The organism is Piscibacillus halophilus (assembly GCF_900110685.1).
GTDB lineage: Bacteria > Bacillota > Bacilli > Bacillales > Alkalibacillaceae > Piscibacillus > Piscibacillus halophilus.
The window spans coordinates 59,006-82,995 of sequence record NZ_FOES01000004.1 but is presented as its reverse complement, the minus strand read 5'-3'; the positions used below and the strand labels follow the sequence as shown (position 1 = coordinate 82,995).

At 35.9% G+C, this 23,990-nt stretch carries 23 protein-coding genes, 1 other RNA gene and 2 other annotated features; of the genes, 23 read left to right on the top strand and 1 reads right to left on the bottom strand.

Annotated elements, in window-relative coordinates:
- Positions 1-21 precede the first annotated feature (21 nt).
- From BMY57_RS03670 to ssrS, 5 genes are all read left to right on the top strand, one after another.
- Positions 22-2,214, top strand: a complete 2,193-nt coding sequence (locus BMY57_RS03670; protein ID WP_091772677.1) for a RelA/SpoT family protein — start codon at positions 22-24, stop codon at positions 2,212-2,214.
- Positions 2,215-2,228: 14 nt separating this feature from the next.
- Positions 2,229-2,672, top strand: a complete 444-nt coding sequence (gene dtd, locus BMY57_RS03665) for a D-aminoacyl-tRNA deacylase (protein WP_091772676.1) — start codon at positions 2,229-2,231, stop codon at positions 2,670-2,672.
- A 56-nt stretch (positions 2,673-2,728) separates the two neighbouring features.
- Positions 2,729-2,959 (top strand) — a binding site (T-box leader).
- 69 nt (positions 2,960-3,028) lie between these two features.
- The gene (hisS, locus tag BMY57_RS03660) at positions 3,029-4,297 is read left to right on the top strand and encodes a histidine--tRNA ligase (protein ID WP_091772675.1); all 1,269 of its coding nucleotides are present in this window, start codon (positions 3,029-3,031) and stop codon (positions 4,295-4,297) included.
- A 12-nt stretch (positions 4,298-4,309) separates the two neighbouring features.
- A complete protein-coding gene (aspS, locus tag BMY57_RS03655; RefSeq protein WP_091772674.1) occupies positions 4,310-6,082 on the top strand; it encodes an aspartate--tRNA ligase in 1,773 nt (590 codons plus the stop codon).
- Between the two features lie 94 nt (positions 6,083-6,176).
- A non-coding RNA gene (gene ssrS, locus BMY57_RS03650) (6S RNA) lies at positions 6,177-6,358 on the top strand.
- A gap of 84 nt (positions 6,359-6,442) precedes the next feature.
- Here the strand turns inward: ssrS and BMY57_RS03645 are convergent.
- Positions 6,443-7,075: an RsfA family transcriptional regulator gene (locus BMY57_RS03645; RefSeq protein WP_091772673.1), complete on the bottom strand. Its 633-nt coding sequence runs from the start codon at positions 7,073-7,075 to the stop codon at positions 6,443-6,445.
- 237 nt (positions 7,076-7,312) lie between these two features.
- On the opposite strand from BMY57_RS03645, the gene BMY57_RS03640 reads away from it, so the two are divergent.
- The 18 genes from BMY57_RS03640 (at position 7,313) to mtnN (ending at position 23,720) form a co-directional block, all read left to right on the top strand.
- Positions 7,313-8,605 (top strand): replication-associated recombination protein A, encoded by a 1,293-nt coding sequence (locus BMY57_RS03640; RefSeq protein ID WP_091772672.1) that lies wholly within the window; start codon positions 7,313-7,315, stop codon positions 8,603-8,605.
- A gap of 123 nt (positions 8,606-8,728) precedes the next feature.
- Positions 8,729-9,148, top strand: coding sequence for a cysteine metabolism transcriptional regulator CymR (gene cymR, locus BMY57_RS03635; RefSeq protein WP_091772671.1), 420 nt, complete (start codon positions 8,729-8,731; stop codon positions 9,146-9,148).
- An 11-nt stretch (positions 9,149-9,159) separates the two neighbouring features.
- Entirely contained in the window at positions 9,160-10,314 is a 1,155-nt protein-coding gene (locus BMY57_RS03630) for a cysteine desulfurase family protein (RefSeq protein WP_091772670.1), read from the top strand.
- Between the two features lie 13 nt (positions 10,315-10,327).
- Entirely contained in the window at positions 10,328-11,440 is a 1,113-nt protein-coding gene (gene mnmA / locus BMY57_RS03625; protein WP_091772669.1) for a tRNA 2-thiouridine(34) synthase MnmA, read from the top strand.
- A 72-nt stretch (positions 11,441-11,512) separates the two neighbouring features.
- Positions 11,513-12,175 (top strand): tetratricopeptide repeat protein, encoded by a 663-nt coding sequence (locus BMY57_RS03620; RefSeq protein ID WP_091772668.1) that lies wholly within the window; start codon positions 11,513-11,515, stop codon positions 12,173-12,175.
- 22 nt (positions 12,176-12,197) lie between these two features.
- On the top strand, positions 12,198-14,492 hold the full coding sequence (gene recD2 / locus BMY57_RS03615) for an SF1B family DNA helicase RecD2 (RefSeq protein WP_091772667.1): 2,295 nt from the start codon (positions 12,198-12,200) through the stop codon (positions 14,490-14,492).
- Between the two features lie 127 nt (positions 14,493-14,619).
- Entirely contained in the window at positions 14,620-14,796 is a 177-nt protein-coding gene (locus BMY57_RS16020) for a YrzR-like zinc ribbon domain (RefSeq protein ID WP_175614915.1), read from the top strand.
- A gap of 18 nt (positions 14,797-14,814) precedes the next feature.
- Positions 14,815-14,964, top strand: coding sequence for a hypothetical protein (locus tag BMY57_RS16015; RefSeq protein ID WP_175614914.1), 150 nt, complete (start codon positions 14,815-14,817; stop codon positions 14,962-14,964).
- 107 nt (positions 14,965-15,071) lie between these two features.
- Positions 15,072-15,278 (top strand) — a binding site (T-box leader).
- Positions 15,279-15,395: 117 nt separating this feature from the next.
- Complete coding sequence (gene alaS / locus BMY57_RS03610) at positions 15,396-18,041, top strand: alanine--tRNA ligase (protein WP_091772666.1); 2,646 nt, start codon at positions 15,396-15,398, stop codon at positions 18,039-18,041.
- A 48-nt stretch (positions 18,042-18,089) separates the two neighbouring features.
- Positions 18,090-18,356 carry an IreB family regulatory phosphoprotein gene (locus BMY57_RS03605; RefSeq protein ID WP_091772665.1) on the top strand — a complete coding sequence of 89 codons (267 nt, stop codon included), beginning with the start codon at positions 18,090-18,092 and terminating at the stop codon, positions 18,354-18,356.
- The gene (gene ruvX / locus BMY57_RS03600) at positions 18,356-18,772 is read left to right on the top strand and encodes a Holliday junction resolvase RuvX (protein WP_091772664.1); all 417 of its coding nucleotides are present in this window, start codon (positions 18,356-18,358) and stop codon (positions 18,770-18,772) included. Before BMY57_RS03605 ends, ruvX begins: the two co-directional genes overlap by 1 nt.
- A gap of 19 nt (positions 18,773-18,791) precedes the next feature.
- Positions 18,792-19,070, top strand: coding sequence for a DUF1292 domain-containing protein (locus tag BMY57_RS03595; RefSeq protein ID WP_091772663.1), 279 nt, complete (start codon positions 18,792-18,794; stop codon positions 19,068-19,070).
- 135 nt (positions 19,071-19,205) lie between these two features.
- Positions 19,206-20,327: an endolytic transglycosylase MltG gene (gene mltG, locus BMY57_RS03590; protein WP_091772662.1), complete on the top strand. Its 1,122-nt coding sequence runs from the start codon at positions 19,206-19,208 to the stop codon at positions 20,325-20,327.
- Between the two features lie 70 nt (positions 20,328-20,397).
- The gene (locus BMY57_RS03585; protein ID WP_256205233.1) at positions 20,398-21,051 is read left to right on the top strand and encodes an O-methyltransferase; all 654 of its coding nucleotides are present in this window, start codon (positions 20,398-20,400) and stop codon (positions 21,049-21,051) included.
- An 8-nt stretch (positions 21,052-21,059) separates the two neighbouring features.
- Positions 21,060-21,689 (top strand): uridine kinase, encoded by a 630-nt coding sequence (udk, locus tag BMY57_RS03580; protein ID WP_423809549.1) that lies wholly within the window; start codon positions 21,060-21,062, stop codon positions 21,687-21,689.
- A gap of 72 nt (positions 21,690-21,761) precedes the next feature.
- Complete coding sequence (gene greA / locus BMY57_RS03575; protein ID WP_091772660.1) at positions 21,762-22,238, top strand: transcription elongation factor GreA; 477 nt, start codon at positions 21,762-21,764, stop codon at positions 22,236-22,238.
- A gap of 74 nt (positions 22,239-22,312) precedes the next feature.
- A complete protein-coding gene (locus BMY57_RS03570) occupies positions 22,313-22,990 on the top strand; it encodes a YrrS family protein (protein ID WP_091772659.1) in 678 nt (225 codons plus the stop codon).
- Positions 22,991-23,024: 34 nt separating this feature from the next.
- On the top strand, positions 23,025-23,720 hold the full coding sequence (gene mtnN, locus BMY57_RS03565) for a 5'-methylthioadenosine/S-adenosylhomocysteine nucleosidase (RefSeq protein ID WP_091772658.1): 696 nt from the start codon (positions 23,025-23,027) through the stop codon (positions 23,718-23,720).
- The last annotated feature ends 270 nt before the right edge of the window (positions 23,721-23,990 follow it).

Here is a 23,990-nt window from a genome sequence, read left to right as displayed (position 1 = left end):
TAGGGACGACTAGGTGGTAGTATGGCAAAACATCAAACAAAAAAAATTGAAGAAGTTTTACAAGATGCAAGTCGTTATTTGAACGAAGAACATACGGCTATGCTTCGTCATGCTTATGATTACGCCTATCAAGCACATGATGGACAAGTTCGTAAATCGGGTGAAGCTTATATTATTCATCCAGTTCAAGTAGCAAGCATTCTCGTAGAACTAGAAATGGACCCTGCGACGATTGCTAGTGGCTTTCTTCATGATGTGTTAGAAGATACAGAGGTCACTTTCGACGATTTAAAGGAAGAATTTAGTGAAGAAGTGGCTTTATTAGTAGATGGTGTCACTAAGTTAGGTAAAATTAAATATAAATCAAAGCAGGCGCAGCAAGCTGAAAACCATCGTAAAATGTTTGTAGCAATGGCAAAAGATATTCGTGTGATTTTAATAAAGCTAGCAGATCGACTACATAACATGCGAACTCTCTCTCATTTACCAGAAACTAAACAACGTCGAATTGCAAATGAAACATTAGAGATTTTTGCTCCATTAGCACATCGATTAGGGATCTCCACCATTAAATGGGAATTAGAAGATACGGCTTTAAGGTACTTAAACCCTCAACAATATTATCGTATTGTACATCTGATGAAACAAAAGAGAGAAGAACGTGAGGATTATATTGAACAAGTAATTGAAGAAATTAACTCACAGCTAGGTGATGTTAATATAACGGCAGAAATTTCGGGTCGTCCAAAGCACATATATAGTATTTACCGAAAAATGGTACACCAAAAGAAGAACTTCAATGAAATATATGACTTATTGGCTGTACGAGTTATTGTCAAAAGTATTAAAGATTGTTATGCCGTACTAGGGATTATCCATACCTGTTGGAAACCAATGCCGGGTCGTTTTAAAGATTATATTGCAATGCCTAAGCCAAACCTGTATCAATCATTACACACAACGGTTATTGGTCCGAAAGGAGAACCGTTAGAAGTCCAAATTCGCACTCAAGATATGCATGAAATCGCTGAGTACGGGATTGCCGCACACTGGGCCTACAAAGAAGGGAAAACGGGCGCTGATAAACAGGAAGACATGTCACGTCAAATGGCTTGGTTCAGAGAGATTTTAGAATGGCAAAATGAAACAACGGATGCAGAAGAGTTTATGGAATCATTAAAAGTAGATTTCTTATCCGACATGGTCTACGTATTTACACCTAATGGTGATGTCATTGAACTCCCAAGAGGGTCTGTTCCATTAGATTTTGCATATCGAATTCATACAGAAGTGGGTAATAAAACGATAGGTGCTAAAGTTAATGGCAAAATGGAGCCATTAGATTATAAGCTAAAAACAGGTGACATTATTGAGATTTTAACTTCTAAGCACTCTTATGGCCCTTCTGAAGATTGGCTAAGCATTACCCAAACATCACAAGCTAAAAATAAAATCAAGCAATTCTTTAAAAAACAGCGTCGTGAAGAAAATGTTAGTAAAGGTAAAGAAGCGGTTGAAACTGAAATTAGAAATTTAGGTTTTCAGCCAAAAGAAGTATTAATTGATCAAAATATTCAATTAGCATTAGATCGATTTAATTTTAATAATGAAGAAGATCTATATGCAGCTGTAGGTTATCAAGGGGTAACAGCGCAACAAGTAGCCAATCGAATTACAGAGAAATTGCGTCAACAAGAAAAAGCAACTGACCTAGAGAATTCCATAAAAGAAGTGCAGCAAGAAGTAGAAAATAAACGAAGACGTTCATCCGGTTCAGGTGTATTTGTAAAAGGAATTGATAACTTACTAATTCGTTTATCTAGGTGTTGTAATCCAGTGCCTGGTGACGACATTGTAGGCTTCATAACTAGAGGACGGGGTGTATCGGTACACCGTTCAGACTGCCCTAATATAGTTAATGAAGAGGAATCAAGGTTAATTGATGTGGAATGGGATTACCAGCATAATCAAAAAAGCTATAGTGTTGATTTAGAAATTTCCGGGTTTGACCGAAGTGGGTTATTAAACGAAATTTTACAAGCTGTGAATGAAACCAATACGAGCATTACCGCAGTTAATGGTAAGTCTGATCGCAATAAAATGGCTACCATTCACCTAACAATCTTAATTCATAATGTTGAACATCTGAAAAAAATTGTAGAACGAATTAAACAAATAAGAGATGTGTTTACTGTTCAAAGGACGATACATTAAGGAGTCAGATAATCATGCGAGCTGTTATTCAACGCGTATCAGAAGGATCTGTTACGGTTAATGAACAAACAACAGGTGAAATTGGTACTGGTCTAGTGGTTCTTTTAGGTGTGACACATGAGGATACCGAGAAAGACCTTAAGTTTATGGCAGACAAAGTATCTAATTTACGAATATTTGAAGATGAACAGGGAAAGATGAACTTGTCTGTTAAAGATGTTAACGGGAAGGTTTTATCCATTTCCCAATTTACGTTATATGGGGATTGCCGAAAAGGAAGACGTCCCAACTTTATGCAAGCTGCGAAGCCAGATTTTGCGAATGATATGTACGAACAATTTAACGAATTAGTCCGTGATCAAGGCGTAGACGTTGAGACAGGTGTTTTTCAAGAGTATATGAAAGTCTCACTACTAAATGATGGTCCAGTGACGTTAATTTTAGATTCAAAAGTTTAAAAATATCTTGACAGATTCAACAAACCATCTTATGATAAGTGAAACATTTGAATATGGAAAAACCTATGAAAGAAAGAGTAGTAAAGGTATAACTATTACAGAGAGGGTTTATCTAAGGCTGAGAATAAACCTATTTGGTTAACTTTACGAAAGACATTCTGGAGGTACCGCATCGAACCTAATATAGTAGTAGGTGATGGTCGCGAAAAGCGTTACATAATAAAGTGAGAATGGATTTAACCCCCATTCTAATCAGGGTGGCAACACGGGTCAATCTCGTCCCTATCAAAGATGAAAATCTTTGGTAGGGACTTTTTTAATTTTAAAACGATTTTGAATAATGGAGGAGGAGCTTTATGAATATTCATGTCCCTAGAGGAACGGAAGATTTATTACCAGATGTAACAAAAAAATGGCAAGTCATTGAAGAGAAACTGAATCATTTAGCTCAAGTATACAATTATAAAGAAATTAGAACACCTATTTTCGAAAGAACAGAATTATTTCAACGAAGTGTAGGAGATACAACAGATATTGTCCAAAAAGAAATGTACACATTTGAGGATCGTGGTGGTCGTAGCTTGACATTACGTCCAGAGGGTACAGCATCCGTCGCAAGAGCATATGTTCAACATAAAATTCACGGATCACCTGAACAACCAACAAAACTTTATTATGTCGGTCCAATGTTCCGTTATGAACGTCCTCAACAGGGGCGTACAAGACAGTTTACTCAATTTGGAATTGAAGCAATTGGTAGTGCTAGTCCAGCAATTGATGCTGAAGTCATGGCTTTTGCAATGGAATGTTATCAAACACTTGGATTAAAATCATTGAAGTTAGTACTTAACAGTCTTGGTGATCAAGAAAGTCGTGAGGCACACCGCAATGCTCTCATCGAGCACTTCAAACCGGTTAAAGATGAATTATGTCAAGATTGTCAAAATCGTTTAGAAAAAAATCCTTTACGATTACTGGATTGTAAGATAGATCGGGATCATGAGGCGATGAAAACAGCACCATCGATTTTAGATTATTTGAACGAACCATCTGCTGAGTATTTTGAACAGGTTAAAAAACATCTAGATGCTATGCAAATCCCTTATGTAGTAGATGATACCTTAGTCAGAGGTTTAGATTACTATACGCACACAGCTTTTGAAATTATGAGTGAAGCAGAAGGATTTGGTTCTATAACCACATTATCTGGTGGTGGTCGTTATAACGGACTTATTGAAGAATTAGGTGGGCCAGATATTTCAGGGATTGGTTTTGCATTTAGTATGGAGCGTCTATTAATGGCACTTGATGCAGAAGGCGTTGAATTAGATAAAGACGAAAGCGTTGATTGTTATGTCATCGCAATTGGAGAAGAAGCTAAATACGCATCTTCTAAAATTGTTTATCAGTTAAGGAAACAAAATATTAAAGTTGATCAAGATTATTTAGATAAAAAGGTTAAAGGTCAATTTAAGGCAGCTGACCGTTTAGGTGCGACTTATGCAGTTATTATTGGAGAAGAAGAACTAAACAACGGTGTTGCGAATGTTAAAAATTTAAAAACGGGAGATCAAAAATCCGTTGAAATAGAAAAGATTGCTGATGAAATAAAAACAGGATTTTAAGGAGGCATCAGGATGCAAAGTCGAACACAATGTGGAACGTTAACGACTCAAAACGTCGATGAAAGTGTACTTTTAAAAGGTTGGGTTCAAAGAAGACGCGACTTAGGAGGGTTAATCTTTGTTGATTTAAGAGACCGATCAGGGATCGTACAAGTCGTGTTTAATCCAAATATTAATAAAGATGCATTAGAAATAGCTGAAAAATTGCGTAGTGAATATGTGGTAGAAGTAAAAGGTACGGTCAAAAAACGTGAAGAAGCCACGATCAACGCTAAAATGAAAACAGGTGAAATTGAAGTTGAAGCAACGGAGATTCATATTTTAAACAAATCTAAAGCTTTACCAATAAAAATTGAAAATCAAACGGATGCAACAGAAGAAATTCGATTGAAATACCGTTACTTAGATTTACGTCGTGAAGAAATGCAAGAAACGATGAAGTTACGTCACAATATTTCTCAGGCATTTCGTCATTATTTAGATGATAATGATTTTTATGAAATGGAAACTCCAATGTTAACGAAAAGCACGCCAGAAGGAGCACGTGATTATTTAGTTCCAAGTCGAGTGCATCCAGGTGAATTTTATGCCTTACCACAGTCACCGCAGTTATTTAAACAATTATTAATGGTGTCAGGCTTTGAGCGTTACTTCCAAATAACACGATGTTTTCGTGATGAAGATTTAAGAGCTGATCGTCAACCGGAATTTACTCAATTAGATATTGAAACTTCGTTTATGGATCAAGAAGAAATTATGGCTATGACGGAAGAAATGTTAAGTTCAGTTGTTAAAAAAGTTAAAGGTGTTGAAGTTCCAACTCCATTTCCGCGTATGACATATGAAGAAGCGATGGAACGTTATGGTTCAGATAAACCAGATACTCGTTTCGGTTTAGAATTGGTCAATGTGAATAATATCGTATCTGAAAGTGGTTTTAAGGTCTTTAAAAATGCGGTTGAATCTGGAGGCAAGGTTAGTGCCATTAATGTTAAAGGGGCGGCTGACCAATTCTCACGTAAAGATATCGATAAATTAACAGAGCTAGTGGCTGTATATGGGGCTAAAGGCCTTGCTTGGATGAAAGTGGATGGAGAAACTTTCACTGGACCGATTGCGAAATTCTTTAGTGAGGAAGAGGTTAAACAGTTAAGTGCTAAATTGGACGCATCTAACAATGACCTACTATTATTTGTTGCAGATAAAGCCAGTGTCGTAGCAGATAGTTTAGGAGCATTAAGACTTAAATTAGGTAAGGATTTAGGCCTAATTGATGAATCAAAATTTAACTTCTTATGGGTCACAGACTGGCCGTTATTTGAATATGATGAGGACGAAGGTCGCTATCACGCGGCACACCATCCATTTACGATGCCTCAAGTTCAAGATGTCGAAAAGCTTGAACAAGATCCGGCGAATGTTAAAGCACAAGCTTATGATGTTGTGTTAAATGGATTTGAATTAGGTGGAGGTTCCTTGCGTATATACGAAAAAGACCTGCAAGAAAAAATGCTCAAAACTCTTGGATTTAGTGATGAAGAAGCTAAAGAACAGTTTGGGTTCTTATTAGAGGCTTTAGAGTTCGGTGCACCACCTCATGGTGGAATCGCACTAGGATTAGACCGTTTTGTTATGATTTTAGCTGGTAAAACTAACTTAAGGGATACCATCTTATTCCCTAAAACAGCCTCAGCCTCTGATCCATTAACTGATGCTCCATCAGCAGTGAGCACAGAACAATTGGATGAGTTATTCTTAAAATTAACTGGAAAAGCGACAGAATAGAGGAAAAAAATACATCGATTTTACTACTTGTCTATTCTTGAAATGGCTTATGTAATATGCTATCATTCAATTACACAAACAAATGAACACACAAACAATCCTAATGTGTACGTTGATCTTCACATGTTTTGACCGAACACTTATAGAAAAGGGAGTCTGGTGTTTCCATGCGGCGTAAATGCCTCGCGGAGGACTTACAAAACATGGAACAGGACACCCACCTGCTTAGAGCGGGTTCAAAACTATAACCAGATCGACGGCACGATTGGGATTGTTGTACATAACGAACGTCAAAAATTAAGGCTATTTGCAGAATCTGCAAATAGCCTTCGTTTATCTTTCGCGAAATAATGTCTTAATTTATTTCGCGATTTGTTGCAAATTTCCGTTTTTCTCCATTTTAAACGTTGGAGATGATAGAGAAGAATCATCATCCAACACCACCATTTTTCTTGCACGTTCCATAATGGAAATGAAAGTTTGATAATCTTCTTGAAGTGATTGATACTCTTTATGCATCTTTTCAAGTTCGTTTTCTAGCGTTTCTTTTTCGCCTTTTAAGCGTTCATTCTCTTCTTTAAGTTTTTCTACTTCTTGAGAATTAACTTTTAAATCATTCGATTTTAACTTCTGTAATTGGGCAATAATCGAATCTATTGTTGGTTGTTCCTCATTTGTAGAAGTAATATTTGTAGAAGCATAAGTAGGTTTACGTTGCACAGTTTTTAACCCAGTTTGTCCCTTTAGTTTATGTTTTTCAGCTTGCTTGCGTTGTTTTCGTTGTCTTTTAGCTAAATCTATTGCTTTTTCATAGTTTTGACGAACCTCTGCATTCCAACGAAAACCGCATGCTGCAGCTGTACGATTCAATTGATCTCCAACTTCTTCAAAGGCATTTAACTGAGTACTACCTTCTCTAATATGGCGCAGGACTGTTTCAGCTAATAGTAGATCGTCTTCATGAGACCAGGCATCTTGTCGTACTTTGACCACGATTTTCATCTCCTTTTAATAGTGATAGTTTTCTATTTCTATCATGTGCAAGAATAAATCAATATATACATATAAAAATTTAAATCTGTTAAAAAGTGGTGAAAAATATAAGATTTATGTGTTTTAAAACGAAGTTAATTCATTATAGTTATTACAATTCGCAAACTGTCTTTTGAATATAGTAAAATAGAAAACTATAGGAGTTTATAAGAAGTTTTCTTAAAAGGAGAACGATGCATGTTTTATCAAGAACCGTTAGCCTATAGAATGAGGCCAGAAAAAATAGAAGAAGTCGTTGGACAAGATGATATTATTGGTCGTGATACACCATTATACAAAATGATTCAAAAAGGTCATGTTCCATCCATGTTATTATATGGAGAACCTGGAACTGGAAAGACATCCTTAGCTTTTGCCATATCTGGCTCAACCCATAAGGAATTCTTTGCCATTAATGCTACTACTGCTGGCAAAAAAGATGTAGAGAGAATTATTAGTGAAGCCAGAATGACAAGCAATGCCATTTTATTCATTGATGAGATCCACCGTTTTAATAAGAGTCAACAAGATTCTTTATTAAAAGCACTAGAAGAAGGGGTTATTACGCTAATTGGTGCCACAACTGAAAACCCATTCCACAGTGTTAACCATGCTATTCGTTCAAGGTGTGGACAAATTAAGCAACTAAAACCTTTAAATAAGGAAGCCATTATTCAATTATTAAAAAGGGCATTAGACGACTCTGAAAAAGGGCTGGGAGAATTAAATGTTAAGATTGAAGAAACGTTGCTAGCTTCTATTGCAGAAACGACAGGTGATGGTCGAACAGCTCTATCCTTATTAGAAGATATTGTATATGCTTCAGACGAAACGGATGACGGGATCGTCGTAACGAAAGAGACTGTTGATTATTGTATTAAAAATAAGGGATTTTCTCATGACAATAAAGGTGATATTTATTATAACTTATTGTCAGGCCTCCAAAAGAGTATTCGAGGTAGTGATGCTGATGCAGCTTTATATTATTTAGCTAGGCTATTAGAAGGCGGTGATTTAGAAGCGATTTCACGTCGTCTGTTGGTCATAGCTTATGAAGATATTGGTTTAGCGAATCCTCAATTATGTTCACGAGTCTTACCCGCTATTCAATCGGTCGAGAGATTAGGGTTACCAGAAGCTAGGATACCTTTATCTGTTATTACGGTTGAGTTAAGTTTGTCGCCTAAATCGAATTCAGCCTATAAGGCATTGGATAAAGCAATTAAACATGTCCAAAAAGTAGCAACCGAAGATGTTCCAGCTCATCTTAAGGATGCTCATTATCAAGGGGCTAAAGAATTAGGACATGGTACAGAATATAAGTATCCACATAATTATCCTAATAGTTGGGTGTATCAAGAGTACCTTCCTGAAGAAATAAAAACAATGACTTATTATCAACCTAAAGAGTTAGGGGAAGAAAAACGGTATAAAAATGTATACGATAAATTAAATCAACTCAAACAACAAGAACGAAAAAAATACACTTAATCTTCTTGAAGTGCAACATGACTATCTTCATGCTATAATGACATTTGGTTTTTATTTCATTATGATAAAGTGGACACATGTTAAACTATAGATTAAAGAGACGATTAAGGGAGGCTACATCCATTGAAAATTTCAACTAAAGGGCGCTATGGACTTACTATTATGATTGCCTTAGCAAAAAATCATGGAGATCAACCTATTCCATTAAAATCAATTGCAAATGAATATGACTTGTCAGAACATTATTTAGAGCAATTAATAGCTCCTTTAAGGAATTCGGGATTAGTAAAAAGTGTTCGTGGTGCTAAAGGGGGCTATTTATTAACTAGAGAACCAAAGTTAATAACAGCTGCTGATATTATTCGTACACTTGAAGGGCCTATTCGTCCTGTTGAAGAGATGGATGATGATGAGCCTTCTAAACGTGAATTATGGAAAAGAATTCGTGATGCAGTTAGAGATGTTTTAGAAAAGACAACTTTACAGGATTTAATAGAGTATAATGATTCAAACTATCAAGAAGAGAATATGTTTTATATTTAGAAGGTGATATCATGAAACGGATTTATTTGGATCACGCAGCAACAACACCGATTCATCCTTCCGTAAAGGAAGTCATGCGTGATGTAATGGAAGACAGCTTCGGGAATCCATCCAGTATTCATCATTTTGGTCGTGAAAGCAGAAAGCGTTTAGATGAAGCAAGAATGACAATGGCAAATAGTATTAATGCTAATTATGAATCGATTATCTTTACGAGTGGTGGAACGGAAGCCAATAATTTAGCTATTTTTGGAACTGCTTATGCAAATCGTAATAAAGGTAATCATATTATTACAACGAATATCGAACATCATGCTGTATTGCATCCAGTTGAGCAGCTTGAGAAAGAAGGGTTTGATGTCACATATCTTCCAGTTGACGAAAAAGGTATGGTCGATATCATGGATGTCAAAAAAGCTCTTCGTAAGGACACGATTCTGGTTACGATTATGTATGTCAATAATGAAACTGGGATGAAACAGCCTGTTCAAATGATTGGTAATTTATTAAGAAGTCGAGGCATCCCATTCCATACGGATGCTGTTCAAGCCTATGGTGTCGAAGAGATTGATGTAGAAGAATTAAAAATTGATTTATTAACTACATCGTCTCATAAAATTTACGGACCAAAAGGTGTTGGATTTTTATATAAACGTGAAGGACTAAATTTGACACAGCGTTTGTACGGCGGTGAACAAGAACGAACTTGGCGTTCTGGAACGGAGAATACGTTAGCGATTGAAGGATTTAAGAAGGCAGTTGAAGTTCTAAAAGAAGAACGCACTAAACGATATGACCATTATAAACAATTATCAGAGCGATTGATTCAAGCTTTAGATGAGAAAAATGTTGAATATCATATTAACGGTGATTTATCTACCGAACATCGTGTACCGAATATATTAAATTTAAGCTTTCCAGGGATGGATGTTGAGATTTTCTTAACTAATTTAGATTTATCAGGAGTTGCGGTCTCATCTGGCTCAGCCTGTACGGCAGGCTCGATTGATCCATCTCATGTTTTAAAAGCGATGTATGGTGAAGACAGTCCAAGACTACGTAATTCAATAAGGTTTAGTTTTGGCATGGATAATACAGTAGAGGAAATGACTTTAGTTGCAGAGCGAATTGAAAAGATCGTGAATCGTTTATCTTCAAATGTATAAGGTGGTGAAAGATGTGAAGGAAAATGCAAATACACGTGTCGTAGTTGGTATGTCCGGTGGTGTTGATTCATCTGTTACAGCTTTACTACTCAAACAGCAAGGTTATGATGTCGTTGGGATCTTTATGAAGAACTGGGATGACACGGATGAGTTTGGAGTATGTACAGCGACAAAAGATTATGAAGATGTTGTTCGTGTATGTAACCAATTAGATATTCCATACTATGCGGTAAACTTTGAAAAACAATACTGGGATAAAGTTTTTACTTATTTCCTAGATGAGTATAAAGCAGGTAGAACACCTAATCCAGATGTTATGTGTAATAAAGAGATTAAATTTAAAGCCTTTTTAGATCATGCCATGTCTTTAGGCGCGGATTATTTAGCGACAGGACACTATGCTCAAGTCCGCGAACGAAATGGTCAATATGAGTTATTAAAAGGTGTCGATGATAATAAAGACCAAACGTATTTCTTAAATCAAATACCTAAAGAGATTTTGCCGAAAATCATGTTTCCATTAGGAGGCATGGAGAAAAAAGAAGTACGTGAAATTGCTAAAGAACATGATTTAGCTACAGCGACTAAAAAAGATAGTACCGGGATTTGCTTTATTGGCGAAAGAAACTTTAAAGAATTCCTTAGTGAATATTTACCAGCACAACCTGGTGAAATGCGGACTTTAAGCGGTGAAATAAAAGGACAACACGATGGTTTAATGTATTATACGATTGGTCAACGTCAAGGACTTGGAATTGGTGGGTCAGGTGAACCGTGGTTTGTTGTAGGTAAAAACCTTGAAGAAAATGTCTTATATGTTGGTCAAGGCTATGACCAAGATGCATTATATGCTGATGGATTAGAAGCAGTTGATGTTAATTGGCTCATAGATGGAGACTTTACACAACCATTCACTTGTAAAGCTAAATTCCGTTATCGTCAAGAAGAATGTCCTGTATCCGTCTATCCACAAACAGATGGCTCATTTATGGTTCAATTTGATGAACAACAAAGAGCGATCACCCCAGGACAAGCAGTCGTCTTTTATGATGAAGATGTATGCATCGGTGGAGGTACGATTGAACGAGTCTATAAAAATGAACAACCTGTAAAACATTTAGCTTAAGAGAAAAAAGTCAGCACATCTTAATGTGGTGGCTTTTTTCTACTTCATTAATATAGAAAGGAGTAGCCAGATATGGATTATATCCAGCAAGGTTTAGAATATATGAAAGAACATAATGTTGAAGAGGCTGCTAAACAGTTTAATCTTCATATTGAACATCATCCTAACGATCCAATAGGATATATTAATTTCGGTAATTTATTAGCTCATATAAAGGAATACGATCGTGCAAAACGATTTTTTGAAAAAGCTCTAGATTTAAAAGAAGAGGTACCCACTGCGCATTACGGACTAGGAAATGTATATTTTGATGAAGAAAATTACGCTGAAGCAACTCAGCAATATCAAAAAGCTATCCAACAAGGATTAGACGAAGCGGATGTCTATCTAATGTTAGGAATGTCATTAATGAATCAAGAACAACCAAAATTAGCTCTTCCGTATTTACAAAGAGCAAGTGAATTAAATCAAGATGATGTAGACGTCCAATTTCAATATGGATTATCATTAGCTTATGCTAATCTCATTGATGAGGCTTTTAAACAATTTAACCGTGTATTAGAATTAGATAAGAACCATAGTGATGCACACTATAATTTAGGTGTTTCTTACTTGTATAAAGACCAGCCTAAAGAAGCACTCAAACATTTTAAGCAGGCGTTGAATATACAACCTGATCACCTATTAGCAGGACATGGTAAGAAACAAGTTGAGGAATTGTTGAATAGTCAATAAGGTTAAGGGAGGCCGCAAGCCAATGTCAGATCGAGGGTTTGTAAAAGCAAAATTAAATCATATGATATTTCATAAAGAAGAGGAACAGTTCTCGATTGCTTCGGTCTCTGTTGTTGAAACGAACGAAGAATTAGATGAAGAAGAACTCGTGGTCAAAGGGCATTTTCCTCCATTAACTTATGGCAATGAGTATATCTTTTATGGGACTTTACAAACTCACCCAAAATTCGGTGAACAGTACCATGTTTTTACATATGAAAAAGAAATGCCTAAAACCGAAGATAGTTTAGTTAAATATTTTTCGAGTGACCTATTTTATGGAATTGGTCAAAAATCAGCCAAAAAAATTGTAGATACTCTTGGTTTAAATGCAGTAGATCAAATATTAAAAGATGAAACTATTTTAAACAAAGTTCCTGGTCTAAATGAAGAAACTAAAAAACGATTAGTAGCAGATCTTAGGGTGAATCAAGGTTTTGAACAAGTTGCTTTAGAATTAGCGCGATACGGGATAGGATTGCAATTAGCTCAAAAAATTTATAATGCATATCAAGAAAAAACTCTTCCTCTTTTAAATGAAAATCCTTATGCATTTGTATTTACTATAGAAGGCTTTGGTTTTCAACGAGCTGATGAGATGGCACAAGAGATGGGAATTGGAAAAGAACACCCTACTCGAATTGAAGCTGGGATTTTGCACGTCTTGGAGCAAGAATCAATGAATGGGCATGTCTATATAGATCAGAATAATTTACTAATTAAAGCAAACAAGTTACTTTTTCAAAGGAAAATTCAAATCTCAGAAGAACAGTTTAAAGAGCGAATTAAATATTTAGAAGAAGAAGAATTAATCGTGGTCGAAGATGATCGTATTTACCTTCCTCACTTATATTATTCGGAAGAAGGAATTGCATCACAAATAAAACGTATTATGGATGTTGAAGAGGATGAAGATTTTGAAGAAAGTGAGCTACTAAAAGTAATTGGTGAGTTAGAAGAGACAGAAGGTTTTGCATACGGTGAAGAACAATATGAGGCGATCAAAAAAGCAATGCGTGAAAAGGTCATGCTATTAACAGGAGGTCCTGGTACAGGGAAAACGACTGTCGTTAAAGGAATCATATCTTGTTATGATGAACTTTTTCAGTCACATAAGAAAGTGAGCCAAGATCGTCGATTTATCTTAACCGCTCCTACAGGTCGAGCGGCTAAACGATTATCTGAAGCTACAGGCTTGAAAGCCAAAACCATACACAGTTTATTAGGGTGGTCTGGTGATGATACGTTTGAATATAATCAAGGCAATCAATTAGAAGGTGACCTTATCATCGTTGACGAATTTTCAATGGTTGATGTTTGGTTGGCAAATTCATTGTTTAAAGCTATCCCTTCCAATATGAAGGTTATTCTTGTTGGAGATGAGGATCAATTACCGTCTGTTGGACCAGGTCAAGTATTATCTGATTTATTGGCATCAAACCATATACCAGTTAGTCATTTATCAGAAATTTATCGGCAAAAAGAAGATTCTTATATCATTCAATTAGCTCATCACATTAAAAATAATAATGTTGAAAATATGAGCCTTAATAAATCAGGTGACTTTAATTTTATTCCAAGTCAAGATCATCATACATTAAACGTTGTTGAACAAATTGTACAACGAGCGTTAAATAAAGGATATACGATGAAAGATATCCAAGTATTAGCACCTATGTATAAAACAGAGGTTGGAATTCATCAATTAAATCGTACATTACAGACGATTTTTAATCCGAAAAGTGATCAAAAACGGGAAATCCAACATTTTGATACAACCTTTAGAACCGGTGATAAAGTCATCCAATTGGTCAACCAGCCAGAGAAAAAGGTTTACAACGGTGACATAGGTGAAGTTATTGCGATTAAGAAACCAAGTGAATCTGAAGCTAAAAAAGATGAGATGATTATTGATTTTGAAGGGCTTCAAGTATCATATACGAAGCAGGATTTTAATCAAATCATGTTGGCATACGCTATATCGATTCACAAATCACAGGGTAGCGAGTTTCCAATCGTCGTTTTACCAGTGGTTAAGGCGTTTAAACGAATGCTTGTAAAAAAGCTTTTATATACAGCGATTACACGTAGTAAAACGTCATTAATTATTTGTGGTGATTTTGACGCATTTATTGATGGGCTCAAAAAGGATTATACTTATGAAAGAAAAACAACTTTAGTTAATCGATTGCAGCATATGTTCACTTTAGTTACAACCACTGATTCAGAAAACCAACTTGAAGAAAAGGAAGAAATTACGCCTTATGATTTTATGTAACCATGGCAAACTATAACTATCTTATACAGGGGTATAGGATAAAAATATTTTGGATAAGCTGAGGACAAAGCAACATAATCCATGTTGTGAAAATACTTCAAAAGATTAAACAAAAGGAGCTTGTCCGATGAAGTGTCCAAACTGTCAATCTTCCGACATCGGAAGAATAGGCGAACAACAGTATTACTGTTGGAATTGCTTTATAGAGATGTCTTTTGTCGACGGTAGAATGCACGTGCGTGAAATAGAAGAAGATGGGTCCCTCTCTTCTTTAGATGATCTGTTTTTAGATGAAAACGGATAACAAGGTTGGTGATTGGCGTTGAACCGAGTAATATCGAACAGCGCTAAAATTGGAATGGGTGCAGCCATGGGATGGATGATTCGGAACAATCATAAGATGTTTAAGAGGAACCGTTTTATGAAACGGATGCGTAAAACGGGAAAACGGTTGAGAAAACAATATTTCTAAGATTGAAGCTGTGACGCTAATCCCCTAATGCATGAGGGGATTAGCGTTTACATATTATGATTTGACAGATGAAATGTAGTTATCTATAATAACGGCAGGTAAATAACACGAATTCGAAGATGGAACCGAGTAAGTGACAGTCCACTTAAAAGAGAGGTATTTCATTAGCTGAAAGAAATACTAAGTGAAGGGTCATTGAAGCTATTCCTGAGAGTGGTTAATCCCCACCGTTTAACACTACGTTAAGGTGTTTTGAGACGATAAGCTTTTTGAGCTTATAAATAGGGTGGTACCGCGGAATCATCGTCCCTACATGTTACATGTAGGGGCGTTTTTTTATGATATGACAGTAGTACTTATAAATCGACTACTGGAAGTGATTGAATAATACTTAAATGAACATCATTAACCATAATAAGGAGGAAATTGCAATGAAACAACTAAATTCAGCTGAAGTTAGACAGATGTTTTTAGATTTCTTTAAAGAAAAAGGGCATTCAGTTGAACCAAGCCGTTCTTTAGTACCTCAAGATGACCCAACATTACTTTGGATTAACAGTGGGGTGGCAACTTTAAAGAAATATTTTGACGGAAGAGTGATTCCTGAAAATCCGCGTATTGTTAATGCACAAAAATCAATTAGAACAAATGATATTGAAAATGTTGGATTTACTGCTCGTCACCATACTTTTTTTGAAATGTTAGGTAATTTTTCAATAGGCGATTATTTCAAAGAAGACGCCATTAAATGGGCATGGGAATTCTTAACGAGTGATCAATGGATTGGCTTTGATTCTGAGCGATTATCTGTTACCGTACATCCAGAAGATGAAGAAGCATATGTGATTTGGCGAGATCAAGTGGGGGTTCCAGAGGAACGAATCATTAGAATTGAGGAGAATTTTTGGGATATTGGTGAAGGGCCAAGTGGGCCGAATACAGAAATATTTTACGACCGTGGAGAGAAATACGGCAATAATCCCCAGGATCCCGAGCTTTATCCTGGTGGAGAAAATGAACGATATTTAGAGATTTGGAATTTGGTTTTCTCACAGTTTAATCATAATCCAGATGACACTTACACACCTCTTCCAAAGAAAAATATAGATACAGGAATGGGCTTAGAAAGAATGTTATCTGTCATTCAGGATACGAAAACGAACTTTGAAACAGATTTATTTATGCCTATCATTAAACAGACTGAAGAAGTATCAGGTGAAAAATATGGTGAAGTTGAGGCAAAAGACACAGCTTTTAAAGTAGTAGCTGATCACGTGCGTACAGTTGCTTTTGCTATTGGAGATGGCGCACTTCCTTCAAATGAGGGGCGAGGATATGTACTTCGTCGTTTACTCAGACGGGCGGTACGTTTTGCAAAAGAATTAAATGTTAATGAGCCATTTATGTATCGTTTAGTTGATCAAGTGGCAGTCATTATGAAAGATTTCTATCCAGAAGTTGAAGATAAAAAAGAGTTTATCAAAAGTGTGATTAAGACTGAAGAAGAACGCTTCCATGAAACGTTACAAGAGGGTTTAACTATTTTAGAGAAAGTAATGGAACAAGAAAAACAAAAAGGAAGTCAAGTATTTCCTGGCCATGAAGTATTTACATTATATGATACGTATGGTTTTCCAAAAGAATTAACAGAAGAATATGTTCAAGCAGAGGGTTTTTCGATTGATGAGGCTGGATTTGAAGCTGAAATGAAGAAACAACGAGAGCGTGCACGTGAAGCTCGTCAAAAAGTGGATTCAATGCAGGTTCAAAGCGAAATATTTCAAAACCTTCATCACGAAAGTTCATTCGTAGGTTATGAGCAAATGGATGTAGAATCATCTATAGAAGTTATGGTAGCTGATCAAAATATTTCAGAAGAGCTTAACGCTGGAGAAAGAGGATATGTCATTCTTAAAGAAACACCTTTTTACGCAGAAAGTGGTGGACAAATAGCGGATCATGGTGTAATTGAAACGGAAACAGGTCGTGCTCAAGTTGTCGATGTCCAAAAAGCTCCTAACGGCCAACATTTACATCAAATTGAAGTAGAAGACGGCTCACTTTATATGCAACAAAGCGTTAAAGCTTCGGTTTATAGACAGTTTAGAAAACAGATTATCAAAAACCATACAGCAACACATTTATTACATCAAGCTTTAAAAGATGTGTTAGGTGACCATGTTAATCAAGCTGGTTCCTTAGTAGCTCCAGATCGCTTAAGGTTTGACTTCTCTCATTTTAATGCTATCAGTCACGAAGAGTTACAAAAAATTGAGGAAATCGTTAATAAAAAAATATGGGATTCAATTGATGTAACCGTTTCTCATCACTCCTTAGATGAAGCTAAAGAAATGGGAGCAATGGCTTTGTTTGACGAAAAATATCAAGATGTGGTTCGTGTTGTATCTGTTGGAGATTATAGTATTGAATTATGTGGTGGTTGTCATGTTCAAAACACTGCGGAGATAGGTTTATTTAAAATCGTGACAGAAACAGGGATTGGAGCTGGAACGAGAAGAATTGAAGCCCGAACAGGTCATGGAGCTTATCAATATTATGAACAACGTGAAAAATTACTTAATGAAGCAGCAGCATTACTTAAAACCAAAACTGAACAGATCCCTAGTCGTATTGAATCTTTATTTAATGATATGAAAGCTTTAGAACGAGAAAACGAATCTCTAGCAGCTAAAATTGCGAATTACGAATCAGCAAATATAACTGAACAAGTAGAGAATATCAATGGCGTACCATTATTAGCAGCAAAAGTAAGTGTTAATGATATGAATGCCTTGCGAAACATGGTTGATGATTTAAAGAATCAATTAGATTCAGTGGTTATTTTACTTGCAATGGAGAAAGATGGTAAAGTACAGTTAGCATCGGGTGTTACAAAAGATTTAATCGATCAAGGATTACACGCCGGAAATTTAATAAAAGAAGCGGCTACTCAATGTGGTGGTGGCGGTGGAGGCCGTCCTGACATGGCCCAAGCCGGTGGTAAACAACCTGAGAAAATACAAGATGCACTCAACGCTGCAAAAGAATATGTACAAAGTGTTTTAACTTCATCCTAATTAAGTTTATAATAATGGTAGAAGTTAACGAGGGGGTTACATGAGAAGATGTCGAATGATCGGACAATGAAATTTCAATTCAACGATGACTCACAAGAACAAAAAGTCAATGAGATTTTACATTCTGTGTATGAATCATTAGAAGAAAAAGGGTATAATCCGATTAATCAAATCGTCGGATATTTGCTGTCAGGTGATCCAGCATACATCCCTCGTCACAAGGATGCACGAAATTTAATTAGAAAAGTCGAGAGAGACGAAATTATTGAAGAAGTTGTGAAATACTATCTAAAATCAAATAAAGAGGCAAAGTAATGAAAGTATTAGGTTTAGACGTTGGTGAACGAACCATCGGAGTAGCTGTCTCGGATGCTCTACAATTCACCGCTCAAGGAATAGAGACTATAAAATGGGATGAAACAAATTATAATTCCGCTATACCACGATTAGAAGAAATTATTAAAGGGTATGAAATAAGTAAAATAGTCGTGGGACATCCTAAGAATATGAATAATACGATTGGAGATCGAGCCCAAGCCGCTGAGGAATTTGCTCGTTATATTGAAGGACATTTTAATATTCCAGTCGTGTTATGGGATGAGCGACTAACAACCATGGCTGCAGAAAGAATATTGTTAGAAGCTGATGTTAGTCGTAAGAAAAGAAAGAAAGTCATTGATAAAATGGCGGCAGTTATGATTTTACAAAGTTATTTAGATGCCGGTCATTAAATTTAGGAGGTAATTTTAAATGGACGAAAAAGAACGTATTATTATTCCGGATGAAAATGGTGAGGAGCATTTATTTGACATCCTCTTTACATTTGATGTTGATGAGACAGAGAAGTCATACTTAGTAGCTGTTCCTGCAGAGCAGGCAGAGGAAGAGGAACAGGAAGTCTTCGCCTTTCGATTTGAGGAAAATGACAACAACGAAGATGATTTAACGCTTTATCAAATTGAGACAGATGATGAATGGGATATGATTGAAGAAATGCTTGCTACTTTTACAGAGCAAGACGAAGAATAGATTTGAATAAAGGGAATAGCCCTTTTGCGGCTATTCCCTCTTTTTAAATGATTGTCATGATTTTATCATCTTAAAAAATATAGAAAAAAATAAAGAAATAATTTATAATATTACGGGTGTAGGGGGGATTAGACGATGAGTCCAAATTATTCTGATCTTAAGAATCAACGAGTAAAAGAAGCAAAAATCTCACGTAAAATAATCGTCGTTATACTAACGGTTATTATAATCACTATAGCTGCAGTTGGTTATAAAACATATACATATGTTTCAGATGGTTTAAGTCCTGTAGATCCAGATGACGACACAATTATTGAGGTGGAAATCCCCCTTGGATCAAGTGTTGACACAATTGGTGAAATATTAGAGGAAAATAACATTATCAATAATGCTACTATTTTTAAGTATTACTTGAAGTTCCAAAATGAAACAGACTTTCAAGCAGGAGAATATAAGCTAGCCAGTAATATGGAACTTAGTGAAATTGTAGAATCTCTAAAAACTGGAAAAATTTTGGTCGATCCTCTGTTTACTGTTACAATCCCAGAAGGTACAACGATTGAACAAATTGCGGAAATTTTGGAAGAAGAGACAGGGATTGATCAAGAGGAATTTTTAGATAAAATGAATGATGAAGAATTTATTCGCTCATTTATTGTCAAATATCCAGAACTCCTTAATGAAGATGAGATTTTACAAGAGGATATACGTTATCCATTAGAGGGGTACTTGTTTCCGGTCACATATCCATTTTATGAAGAGAATCCGAGCATAGAATATGTTGTTGATATAATGCTTGAACAAACGAATAATCGAATTATGACGTATCGTCAGGATATGATTGAACAAAATATGTCGATACATGAAGCGATTACGATGGCATCACTCATTGAAGAAGAGGCTGTTAGCGAAGAAGATCGTAACATGATTTCAGGAGTTTTCTTTAATCGTATGAATGCTTCTCCTGAAATGCCGCTTCAAACAGATCCGACCGTTTTATATGCACTAGGTGAACATAAAGAGAGAGTATTATACGAAGACTTAGAAGTGGATTCGCCTTATAACACTTACGAAAATACCGGATTACCAATTGGTCCAATCGCTAATTTCCGTGAGAATGCTTTACAAGCAGCTTTATATCCTGAAGAACATGATTATTTATATTTTGTGGCTGATTATGATGGCGAGGTTTATTATGCTGAAACGCTTGAAGAACATAATAAAAACATTCAAGAACACCGCCCACCACAAGATTAACGATAGGGAATGCGTCTGACTTGCGCATTCTCCTGTTTTTTATCATAAGAATTTGAGTCGATTAGCTGAGGTGTACAATGACATGACTAACACGAATAAAGACTATATCACTCGTCTATATCAAAACATTAATCAACTTCCTATTATTCAAGAGATGGAAGACTATGCTACAGAGCATTCAGTACCAATTATGGAGGTTGATGGAATTGAGCTGTTAAAGCAATTAATACGAATTCATAATCCAGATCATGTTCTTGAAATTGGGACAGCAATTGGGTACTCTGCTATTCAAATGGCTCTAACTCAACCAAACCTTAAGGTCACATCTATTGAAATAGATGAAAAACGTCATCAATTAGCTTTACACAACGTACATAAAGCGAATATGTTTGAACAAATTCATTTAGTATTAGAAGATGCATCACTTTTTTTAGACAAAATCGAAATAAATGATTATGATTTTGTTTTTATTGATGCGGCTAAAGGTCAATATAAGAATTATGTAGAAAAAATAACCCCATACTTAAAGAGTGGTTCAATCATTGTAATTGACAATGTTTTATTTAAAGGTTATGTTTCTAAAGAAGTACATGACGATCGAAAGCGACTCATGAAGCTCGGTGAGAAAATTGATCGTTTCAATCGTTGGTTAATGGATCATCCTCAATACGATACATCATTTGTTGAGACTGGGGATGGTGTAGCAATTGCAGTGAAGAGGTGACAGACATCGTGGTTAAGGATAAACCTATTATTATAGGTGTTGCAGGAGGAACTGGCTCAGGAAAAACAACTGTAACACGAGCTATTTGTGATCATTTTAAAAATACATCTGTATTAATGATGGAACAAGATTTTTATTATAAAGATCAATCGCATATGCCATTCGAGGATCGACTCAATACAAACTATGATCACCCACTAGCATTCGATAATGATTTGTTGGTTGAGCATTTAAATCAATTAAAGAACTGGGAAACAATTGAAAAACCAGTGTATAATTATGAAATGCACACTCGATCAGAAGAAACAATTACAGTCGAACCAAAAGAAGTTATCATTTTAGAAGGAATTTTGGTTCTCGAAGACGAAAAGTTACGTAATATGATGGATATAAAAGTGTTTGTTGATACAGATGCCGATATTCGTATCATTCGTCGGTTATTGAGAGATATTAATGAGCGAGGAAGAACCCTTGAATCGGTCATTAATCAATATATAAATGTTGTTCGCCCGATGCATCTACAATTTGTGGAACCAGCTAAGCGTTACGCTGATGTGATTATCCCAGAGGGTGGACAAAATCATGTTGCAATCGATTTATTGACGACTAAAATAGAAAGTATCATTAACAAGTACTAATCATAGATATAGACAAGACTAAATCTTATATATAAAAATGTAATCGTTAATATTCAAAGGAGTGTAAGAACTATGGCAGAAGAAAAAAGCTTTTACATGACAGAAGAAGGTAAGAAAAAATTAGAACAAGAATTAGAAGAATTAAAGACCGTTCGTCGTCCAGAGGTTGTTGAACGTATTAAGGTTGCCCGAAGCTTTGGTGACTTATCCGAGAACTCAGAATATGATGCAGCAAAGGACGAGCAAGCATTCGTAGAATCTAGAATTGCACAAGTGGAAAATATGATTCGCAACGCTGTTATTATTGAAAACGATGAAGAATCAAGTGATATTGTTCAACTTGGTAAGACAGTAAAATTCGTTGAATTACCTGATGGGGATGAAGAAGAATACCAGATCGTGGGTAGTGCTGAATCGGACCCATTTGAAGGTAGAATTTCAAATGATTCCCCAATGGCACAAAGCCTTCTAGGGAAAAAAGTAGGAGAACGTGTAACCGTTCAAACACCTGGTGGGGAAATTGATGTCGAAATTGTAGAAGTCTCATAATAATTACCCACTATGTCCTGCACAAACCTTGTGTAGGACTTACTAATATTTTAGTACAAAAAGGGGTGCCTAAGATGTCTTTTGATAATTATGATTCAAGGTCCGATCGATATGAAAAACGCCGAAAAAATACAAAACTCACGAACTTACTTATTGTGCTTGCCGTATTACTTTCAGCTTTTTTATTCGGGATGTTAGTATTTGGTGGTGGCGATGAAGAAGATGAGGTCCAACAAGATGAATCGGTAGAGCCTGAAAATGAACAAGAAGAATCGATCCAAGAGGACGATTCTGAATCGGAAACAAATCCTGAGGGTGATACGTCGGATGATTCATCAGAGGAAATGAATGAAGAAGAAACTGAAGAAGAAGATATGGAAGATGAAAATGAAGAACGAGAAACATCGCCAGGGGATGGTGAAGAAGTTAGAGAAGTCATTGAACAAGATTGGCAGCCGTATCCAACAGAACAAGAGGAACCACATACGATTGATTTAAATAATGGCTCTCAAGATCGACAAGAAATTGAGCAAGCTATTGCTCAAGCTGTACAAGTATCAAGAGATGATTTAGAATACTGGTGGTTAGAAAGCGGAGGCGTTCCTGATCAAGTTATTGGCTATGTTGAAGACAAGTCAAATCAAGAGTATTATCGTATTCCTCTAAAGTGGATTGAAAATGAAGGTTGGCAGCCTCAACGTGTAGACGTTTTATTTGAAAATTTAGGCCAACAAAAATTAGAAGGGCAATAAAACAACAAGGAAGAGATAAAGAGAGGGTATAATCATGAAATTTGGCATTATAGGAGCAATGGAACAAGAACTGGAATGGTTATTGTCTAAAATGACAGTAGAAAATGAAACAACGGTTGCGAATTGTAAGTTCTATGAAGGAACATTAGCAGGCCAGGACATTGTTTTACTACAATCTGGAATCGGAAAAGTAAATGCAGCACTATCAACCACCATTTTACATGAACGTTTTAAACCAGATTATGTGATTAATACGGGTTCTGCTGGTGGGACGGATCCTATTTTAAACGTTGGGGATGTGGTCATTGGAACGACAATTACACATCATGATGCAGACGCAACTGCATTTGGTTATCAGTATGGTCAAATCCCTCAAATGCCTGAGAATTATCAATCTGATGTAAAATTAATTGAAGATGCTAAATTAGCGACGAAAGAAATAAATGATCATGTTCAAGTAGTTGAAGGGATGATTGGTACAGGGGATTCTTTTATGTCAGATGAAGAACGCGTCAAACAGGTTGTCACACTTATTGATGGGTTAAAGGCATTAGAAATGGAGGCAGCTGCCATTGCGCAAGTCTGTTACCAGTATCAGACACCATTTCTCATTATAAGATCTATTTCAGATGTGGCTAATAAGGAATCTAATATATCTTTCGAGAAATTTTTAGAACGAGCTGCACGTAACAGTGCTGAGATGATAGTAGAAATATTAAAACGACAATAAATAGATAAGCAACTTATACTGCAAAGAGTATAAGTTGCTTTTTATTTGTCGTAATAAAGGTAGTATCCACCAAAAATAAGCAATAAAAGAAGTGCAACAATGAGTAAACTATAGGCTAAACTATTTGAATAGGGATAAACAGGATATGGTGCATAATAAGGAGAACCGTATTGGTAAGAAGGATCATAATACATTTAGGTTCACTCCATTCTTATCGACATTCTCATAGTATACTATATGCGAATGCCTTAAGTTTGGATAGATGTTAGC

Coding starts and splice junctions, on each gene's coding strand:
- aspS (WP_091772674.1), top strand. CDS start 4,310: ATGCAAAGTCGAACACAATGTGGAACGTTAACGACTCAAAACGTCGAT.
- BMY57_RS03670 (WP_091772677.1), top strand. CDS start 22: ATGGCAAAACATCAAACAAAAAAAATTGAAGAAGTTTTACAAGATGCA.
- recD2 (WP_091772667.1), top strand. CDS start 12,198: ATGTCAGATCGAGGGTTTGTAAAAGCAAAATTAAATCATATGATATTT.
- hisS (WP_091772675.1), top strand. CDS start 3,029: ATGAATATTCATGTCCCTAGAGGAACGGAAGATTTATTACCAGATGTA.
- BMY57_RS03620 (WP_091772668.1), top strand. CDS start 11,513: ATGGATTATATCCAGCAAGGTTTAGAATATATGAAAGAACATAATGTT.
- BMY57_RS03630 (WP_091772670.1), top strand. CDS start 9,160: ATGAAACGGATTTATTTGGATCACGCAGCAACAACACCGATTCATCCT.
- dtd (WP_091772676.1), top strand. CDS start 2,229: ATGCGAGCTGTTATTCAACGCGTATCAGAAGGATCTGTTACGGTTAAT.
- greA (WP_091772660.1), top strand. CDS start 21,762: ATGGCAGAAGAAAAAAGCTTTTACATGACAGAAGAAGGTAAGAAAAAA.
- BMY57_RS03595 (WP_091772663.1), top strand. CDS start 18,792: ATGGACGAAAAAGAACGTATTATTATTCCGGATGAAAATGGTGAGGAG.
- ruvX (WP_091772664.1), top strand. CDS start 18,356: ATGAAAGTATTAGGTTTAGACGTTGGTGAACGAACCATCGGAGTAGCT.
- BMY57_RS03640 (WP_091772672.1), top strand. CDS start 7,313: ATGTTTTATCAAGAACCGTTAGCCTATAGAATGAGGCCAGAAAAAATA.
- BMY57_RS03570 (WP_091772659.1), top strand. CDS start 22,313: ATGTCTTTTGATAATTATGATTCAAGGTCCGATCGATATGAAAAACGC.
- mltG (WP_091772662.1), top strand. CDS start 19,206: ATGAGTCCAAATTATTCTGATCTTAAGAATCAACGAGTAAAAGAAGCA.
- mtnN (WP_091772658.1), top strand. CDS start 23,025: ATGAAATTTGGCATTATAGGAGCAATGGAACAAGAACTGGAATGGTTA.
- BMY57_RS03605 (WP_091772665.1), top strand. CDS start 18,090: ATGTCGAATGATCGGACAATGAAATTTCAATTCAACGATGACTCACAA.
- BMY57_RS16020 (WP_175614915.1), top strand. CDS start 14,620: ATGAAGTGTCCAAACTGTCAATCTTCCGACATCGGAAGAATAGGCGAA.
- alaS (WP_091772666.1), top strand. CDS start 15,396: ATGAAACAACTAAATTCAGCTGAAGTTAGACAGATGTTTTTAGATTTC.